Raw genomic sequence first — 7,503 nt, forward strand, 5'->3', positions numbered from 1 at the left:
AAAGAATAGTGCACACATAACAACGTTTGGCTTAGGATACTGTCACTCTATGTGAATAGATATTCGCTAAATACCGAAATAAGTGTTAGTGCTCATCCCCCTGAGGAAGATACCTCTACGAGTACTAACATCGACAAGCTATCGATATATGGAGAATAAAATGGCTGGTGTATTGGGAATGATTCTTGCTGGTGGTGAAGGCTCTCGTTTAAGACCTTTGACGGAGTCTCGCAGCAAACCCTCGGTTCCTTTCGGTGGTAGTTACCGCTTAATTGATTTCGCTTTGAACAACTTCGTTAATGCTGATCTGATGAAGATCTACGTATTAACACAATTTAAGTCACAGTCACTGTTCCATCACATGAAAAAAGGTTGGAATATCAGTGGTATAACAGATCGTTTTATCGACCCAATTCCTGCGCAAATGCGTAAAGGAAAGCGTTGGTATGAAGGCACAGCAGATGCTATCTACCAAAACATGGGCTTTATGGAGTTGGAAGAACCGGATCAAGTATGTATTTTTGGTTCTGACCATATCTATAAGATGGACATCAAACAGATGCTTGATTTCCATAAAGAGAAGAAAGCAGCTCTAACTGTATCAGCATTGCGTATGCCACTTGCTGAAGCATCAGAATTCGGAGTTATCGAAGTTGATGCTGATGGCCGTATGATTGGCTTTGAAGAGAAACCTGCAAATCCGAAGTCGATTCCTGGCGATCCAGAATCAGCGCTCGTGTCTATGGGCAACTACGTGTTCGAAGCGAAAGAGCTTTTTGCAGAACTAACGGAAGATGCTGATAGAGAAGGTTAAACACACGATTTCGGCAAAGACATTATTCCAAACATGTTCCCACGTGGTGATGTGTTTGTTTATGATTTCAGCACTAACCGTATTACTGGTGAAAAAGAAGAAGTTTACTGGCGCGATGTAGGTACGATTGATGCGTACTGGCAAGCACACATGGATCTTCTTAAGAAAGATGCGCCATTCTCGCTATACAACCGCAAATGGCCTCTACACACTTATTACCCACCATTACCACCTGCTACGTTTACTGATTCGGCAAATGGTCGAATTCAGATCATCGATAGCCTTGTGTGTAGCGGTAGTTATGTACGTGGTTCTCGTATTGAAAAGAGTGTGCTGGGCTTCCGCAGTAATATCGCATCAGCGTGTGATATCAGCGAGAGTATCTTACTTGGTGATGTGAAAGTGGGTGAAGGTTGTATCCTACGTCGCGTTATCATTGATAAAGATGCAGATATCGCACCGGGTACTCAGATTGGTGTAAACCTGACAGAAGACAAAAAGCATTACCACGTATCTGACGATGGTGTAGTAGTGATTTCTAAAGGAGCACGAGTTGGTTACTAAGACTCTCTCGGTACTTTTTGTAGCGTCTGAAGTTGAAGGCTTGATTAAAAGTGGTGGCTTGGCTGATGTAGCCAAGGCACTGCCTAAAGCGTTGCAAACACTCGAACAGGACGTTCGAGTGACTATCCCCGCATATAGAAACATTCCAAACATTGATTCAGCAGAAGTTATTTTATCGACTGAACTCGATCATTGGCCTCATACGGCTTATCAAGTTAAAAAACTGAGCGTAGAAGGCGTTCCAGTTTTTGGTATTGAATGTGCCAAGTATTTCGACCGCCCGGAAATGTACGCAGAAAACAATCAAGCTTATGCTGATAACGGAGAGCGCTTTTCGTTCTTTAGTGCAGCCTGTCTTGATATGCTTCCTAAGCTTGGCTTTCAACCGGATATCATTCATGCAAATGACTGGCATACTGGTTTCGTACCTTTCTTGCTTAAATCGCGTTATCAACAACACGATTTCTTTGAAAATACGCGCAGTGTTATCTCGATTCACAATGCGGTTTTTAAAGGTGTGTTCGCATACGATGAATTGCAATTTCTACCAGAGATGCACAACTACAATGTGCCTGAAGCTTCAGTCAGTGAGACTCATGTCACTATGCTAAGAGCAGGCGTTATGTGCGCAGACAAGGTGAACGCAGTAAGTCCGACTTATGCAGAAGAGTTGAAAACGGAACTAGGTAGCCACGGTATGGCTGCAGAATTCCAGCACAGATCGGCTGATCTGTTCGGCATTTTGAATGGTTGTGATTACGGTGCTTGGAATCCAGAAACGGATGCTTTCCTACCTCGTAAATACAAGGCGACCAAGCACAGCATGGCTCGTGGGAAATCTGCTTGTAAGCAAAAGCTTCAACAAGATGTTGGATTACCGGTCAACGATTGCGCGGTTTATGGCATGGTTTGTCGTTTGACGAATCAAAAAGGTGTTCATTACCTACTGCCTATCATCGAGCAGTTCTTGAAAAATGACCTTCAGATTGTGATAGTTGGTACTGGCGATCCGGTTTTAGCGAGTCAATTGAAAGAGCTATCAGCACTTCACTCAGACAAGTTCTTATTCGTAGAAGCGTACAATAATGAACTTGCTCACTTGGTTGAAGCTGGATCCGATTTCTTCTTGATGCCTTCGGAGTTTGAACCGTGTGGCTTAAATCAAATCTACAGTATGGCTTACGGTACTTTGCCGATTGTTCGTTCTGTGGGAGGTTTAAAAGACAGCGTGAATGATTACGATGAAGCTCCTGAGGTCGCGACTGGGTTTGCTTTTGAAGAGCCAACACCGCAAGCGTTATTGGTTGTGTTACATCGTTCATTACTGCTTTACGCACAAAACCCATCTGAAATTAAGCGCGTTCAGCTTTATGCGATGCAACAAGATTTTAGTTGGGAAGATGCGGCTAAAGAATACCTAGTTATGTACCATTCTGCATTTTAACTTGTTGACTTAGTTTTAAAATTAGCTGGCGAACAATAACAGCTCGTAATAAATGAAGGCGCTCTAATTGTAGAGTGCCTTTTTGTTTCCTGGTCAGAGCACATCACGTTTACGAAGACAAAGCTTGCAAACTCATTTCAGTTAGGTAGAAAAGGTGGGGTAGATATTCACATGGCTAATGATAGGTTTGACACTATTATCACTCAAATGTCTTAATAGCGTGATATCCTTAGCCATCGCCTCGTGATGAGGCACAGCTCCATTCCAATAATTAAAGCGATAGGCATGTCTGAGAGTTTACTATTTCATAAAACATTTACTCACCCTACGAGTGATGAGTGGGTTGTATTTGTGCATGGCGCAGGAGGCAGTTCCTCCATCTGGTTTAAGCAGATCAAAGCATACAAACAGCATTTCAACTTGCTGCTCATTGACTTGAGAGGGCACGGTAAATCAGACAATATACTTAAAGGGCTGATTTCGAATCGTTATACGTTCAAATCGGTGACGCTTGATATTCTTAAAGTGTTAGACCATCTTAAGATCCGTTCTGCACATTTCGTTGGCATGTCTTTGGGCACGATTATTGTGCGTAACGTTGCAGAGCTAGCTGCAGGCCGTGTTCGCTCAATGGTACTTGGTGGTGCGGTTACTAAGCTTAATACTCGCTCTCAAGTGCTAATCAAGCTGGGCAACCTTAGCAAACACATCATTCCTTACATGTGGTTATACAGTCTTTTTGCTTATGTTGTGATGCCGCAAAAGAGCCAGAAAGAGTCACGCCATCTGTTTATCCGTGAAGCCAAAAAGCTGTGTCAGAAAGAGTTTAAACGATGGTTTATTCTCACGGCTGATGTAAACCCATTGATGAAGTATTTTAAAGACAGAGAATTGCCGATTCCGACTTTGTACTTGATGGGGGAGCGAGATTACATGTTTATCAAGCCTGTTAAAGAAATGGTCGAAGCGCACGAGTCGAGCGAGTTAGTGGAAATAGCTAACTGTGGGCATGTATGTAATGTAGAAAATCCTGAAGAGTTTAATCAACGCTCCATTGCGTTTATTCAAAAACAAATCCAATGATTTTCTAGACGCGAAATCGAAGATGACGATTGAATTGAAATAAAAACGGGAAGCTAACTTTAGCTTCCCGTTTTTATTTGGAGGAGGTATCTGAGCGAATCGTTTTATACGGTTGGTGAAACTTTCCTATTCCGGTGAGGCAGCACCGCACTGCCAACAAGAGCCGAATTGAGCTTCGTTGACTTCGTGGCACTCACCACAACGCCATTCTTCATAGATGATTGAATCTTGTTGTTTTTGGTAGTCATTGACAATAGTACGGGCTTTACTGGCCAATTCTGGCTCGTATAACCATACGTAAGGGTCAGTTTCTTCGGTGAATGGGATTTCCCCTTTCAAGCCAAACAAACCTTCACCACGGACTTCACAGGTAATATTCTCACTTTCTAGCAATCCACAAATGATATGAGCTTCTGTCGGATTCGATGCACTGAATATTTTCATTAAAATAGAACCTTATTCGGCTTTAGGTGTTAGTCAGTTATATACGCTATTCCGCTACAGGTGTTGAGCGAAACTTGCTCATCAACCATTTGGCAATAATTGGGAATACACCCAACAATGCAAACGATAGTAGTACTGAAGGGGATACGATACCTGATAGTGAATCAATTTCTGCGAGTTGAGTACCAGCGTTCAAGAAAACAGCAGTGCCAGGTAGCATGCCTATTTGGCTCGTAATGTAGTAACGAGAAACTGACATTGGGGTTAAGCCCATCAACAAGTTTATAAGGAAAAATGGGAATACAGGAATTAAGCGAAGTGAGAACAAGTAAAATGCCCCGTCTTTTTCTACGCCCTTGTTAATCGTTGCTAACTTGTCTCCAAATTTGGTTTGAATCCAGTCACGTAACAGGTAACGGCTACTCAAGAAGGCTAAAGTCGCGCCGATCGCACTTGCAAAAGACACTAAGAGTAAACTGCTCCAGAAACCGAATAGCGCCGCCCCTAATAGGGTGACAACAGCAGCTCCAGGAATGGAGAAAGCAGTAATCATCACATACGCGACAAAATAGATAGCGGCAGCAGCAATAAAGTTGCTGTCAATGTAGTCATTTAACACAGCTTGTTGGGCTTTCGCATTTTCAAGCGTTAGGAACTGACCAAAATTGACGCCTAACAACACAATGGTCACGACCAACACAATACCCAATATCATTTTCTTACTCATTGATACTTCCTCTAAATTTTCAATGCATACCGATAGTATAGATAGACAGGCAAAGCATAGATTAACTTTCAGCAGATATAAAAAAAGCCGCAGTAAATGCGGCTTAGTTATGTATATTGCACTGACAATGTTAATTGATGCGATTGATAAGTTCTTCGCGACGTTGCTGCGGTATAACAGACCAATGTGTACCATTGATCGCACCTTCCAGCGCCCAAAGTAGTTCGATACTAACAGAAGACGCATGCGATTCTTTGATGGCGTTAAATGCGTTTACAGAGCCAGATTCATATAAACGTTCTACAGAATCGATCCCTGCCTTTTTCAACATACGCTCAGTAGCGAGTCGAAGGTTAGGCAGATCTTTCAGTCGTGTCGGCTTGGCAGAAGACTGCTCAGCTTTTTCTTCTTTAGCAAAACCTAGAGACGTAGTTGCAAGCTGCAAGATTTTCTCTTGATCTTGCCACAGGCCTTCAGGTAGAGCGAAGTATTTAGTAACAACAGGGAAACCACGTTTTTTGTAGACGTACGGTTGAAACCCTTGTTGTTCGAATTGTTTTGTTGTGCCTTTGTCCGCGCGTATGTGCAACTGGTCATTTACTACCAGAGCAAACATAGTGTCATCAGCAAAAAGACCGAAGCCACCAAACATTGAGCGTGATTTTATTTTTCCTAGCGACTCAAATAACTTCATCGAGTCCTTTAGTATCGGTTTATCCATGTTATTTATCTCGGTGTATTTGAACTACGCCACCAAATAAGCAGGTCCGAGAGATTAGCAAAATGTTGCAATTACATTGTCAATAAGCCGTAAATTACTAAATTATTAGTAGCTACTGCATTTTGCCATCGGTAACCCCGCTACCATACCAACGAGTGGTTTAGGCCGGAAGCTTTGCGTCTCACTCTTTCAAGTGGTTTGCCCTGTGCGTGACTGATTGAATAGAATAAAGTTTTTGCTGAATGAAGCTCACAGTTGATATTTCAAAATGTGATATTGCTTCAATTAATGATCTTTCTGTTGTGCATCAGGGTTCATTATAGTTGCTGATAAAAAAGCGCACCTAAAGGTGCGCTTGATAAGATTAAACTCGAATTATCAATTAATTTAACGTTTTAACTGTACTACGCTCAACAATTTCAGGGTGCATCTCGAAGACGCGTTTTTCGTGGTCTTTGTCTTTTATGCGCTCTAGCAGAATTTCGAAAGCATTCTTACCCACACGACGTTTTGGTTGGTGAACAGTCGTTAACGGCGGAGAGAAGTACTCAGCCAGTTCGATGTTGTCATAACCAATTACCGAAATATCTTCAGGAATGCGAATGCCTTTTTCTTGCAGTCGGCTCATTAGACCGAGTGCCATTGTGTCGTTAAAGCAGAATACTGCCGTCGGGCGATCTTCCATCTCAACGATTTGTTCTGCAGCAAGAACGGCCGTATCGCACTCGAAGTTACCTTCGATGATCATGTTGTCATCGGCTGTAATCTTAGCTTCGTTGAGTGCGCGTTTGTAACCAGCAATGCGTTCAACACAAGCTGCTTTGTCTAAGTGGCCACTTAAACATGCAATCTTAGAGTGACCGCGTTCAATAAGGTATTTGGTCGCTAGGTAGCCACCTTCTTCAGAGTTATCGATGATCTTATCAGCCTGAGAGCTCTCTGGGCCCCAGTCCATGATAACTTTAGGAATGTCAGCGTGACGGTCTAACATCTCTCTTAGTTCTTCAGTTAGGTCTGAACACATAACTAAGATGCCATCTACACGTTTCTCTGCAAGCATTCGAATGTAGTCACGTTGCTTTTCGTAGATACCGCCCGTATTACACAGGATCAAAGTGTAACCTTGACGGTAGCAGTAGCTCTCAACACCATCGATAACTTCAGAGAAGAATAGGTTAGTTGATTGAGTTACTAGCATGCCGATAGTACGTGTTGTATTACACTTCAAACTACGAGCAACAGCACTTGGTGCGTAGTTCAATTCATCAACGGCTTTGTTTACTTTCTCTTGAGTTGCTTCTGCAACAAAGCGAGTTTTATTGATTACGTGAGAAACGGTTGTTGTTGATACGCCGGCTAAGCGAGCGACATCTTTTATAGTGGCCATGGTTTTATCCTATTAGAAGCTACTTTCCCAAAGTACGGAATAAAGTAGCCGTTAAGCTACCTAACTAAGAGCTTAAATGTGTAGGGCTCTTTGGGTACTAAAGTGCTAAAAAACAAAAAACCGCTATTGAGCGGCTTGTCTTAACACCGAAATGCTCTCAACTTTAATAAGCATAGCATTTCGTGAATGTTTCATATTTTATCGTTTGCGGTCACAATTTTAGACTGACTAGAAATTACTCGCAATAAAATTCACCCAGAAATCCGGGTGAATTGTCACATTCTACTGAATTTATTTACCCCCGATTTCAGATAATAAG

General features: G+C 42.3%; 6 protein-coding genes, 1 pseudogene and 1 riboswitch. Of the genes and pseudogenes, 3 read left to right on the plus strand and 4 right to left on the minus strand.

Annotated elements, in window-relative coordinates:
• Nucleotides 1-160: 160 nt before the first annotated feature.
• The 3 genes and pseudogenes from glgC to BCT34_RS18810 all read left to right on the plus strand — a co-directional run bounded on the left by glgC (nt 161) and on the right by BCT34_RS18810 (nt 3,905).
• A pseudogene (gene glgC / locus BCT34_RS18800) lies at nt 161-1,378 on the plus strand (glucose-1-phosphate adenylyltransferase).
• On the plus strand, nt 1,368-2,822 hold the full coding sequence (glgA, locus tag BCT34_RS18805) for a glycogen synthase GlgA (RefSeq protein ID WP_076650507.1): 1,455 nt from the start codon (nt 1,368-1,370) through the stop codon (nt 2,820-2,822). Before glgC ends, glgA begins: the two are co-directional and overlap by 11 nt.
• Nucleotides 2,823-3,107: 285 nt before the next feature.
• Complete coding sequence (locus BCT34_RS18810) at nt 3,108-3,905, plus strand: alpha/beta hydrolase (protein WP_017076456.1); 798 nt, start codon at nt 3,108-3,110, stop codon at nt 3,903-3,905.
• Between the two features lie 126 nt (nt 3,906-4,031).
• On the opposite strand, the gene BCT34_RS18815 is transcribed toward BCT34_RS18810, so the two are convergent.
• From BCT34_RS18815 to purR, 4 genes are all read right to left on the minus strand, one after another.
• Nucleotides 4,032-4,349: a DUF2007 domain-containing protein gene (locus BCT34_RS18815; RefSeq protein ID WP_076650508.1), complete on the minus strand. Its 318-nt coding sequence runs from the start codon at nt 4,347-4,349 to the stop codon at nt 4,032-4,034.
• Nucleotides 4,350-4,395: 46 nt separating this feature from the next.
• Nucleotides 4,396-5,076 (minus strand): TVP38/TMEM64 family protein, encoded by a 681-nt coding sequence (locus tag BCT34_RS18820; protein WP_076650509.1) that lies wholly within the window; start codon nt 5,074-5,076, stop codon nt 4,396-4,398.
• Nucleotides 5,077-5,206: 130 nt separating this feature from the next.
• Complete coding sequence (locus tag BCT34_RS18825; RefSeq protein WP_076650510.1) at nt 5,207-5,797, minus strand: TfoX/Sxy family DNA transformation protein; 591 nt, start codon at nt 5,795-5,797, stop codon at nt 5,207-5,209.
• 127 nt (nt 5,798-5,924) lie between these two features.
• Nucleotides 5,925-6,010: riboswitch (cyclic di-GMP riboswitch) on the minus strand.
• A 169-nt stretch (nt 6,011-6,179) separates the two neighbouring features.
• The gene (purR, locus tag BCT34_RS18830; RefSeq protein WP_076650511.1) at nt 6,180-7,184 is read right to left on the minus strand and encodes an HTH-type transcriptional repressor PurR; all 1,005 of its coding nucleotides are present in this window, start codon (nt 7,182-7,184) and stop codon (nt 6,180-6,182) included.
• Nucleotides 7,185-7,503: the final 319 nt, after the last annotated feature.

The organism is Vibrio sp. 10N.261.45.E2 (assembly GCF_002875705.1).
Classification (GTDB): domain Bacteria; phylum Pseudomonadota; class Gammaproteobacteria; order Enterobacterales; family Vibrionaceae; genus Vibrio.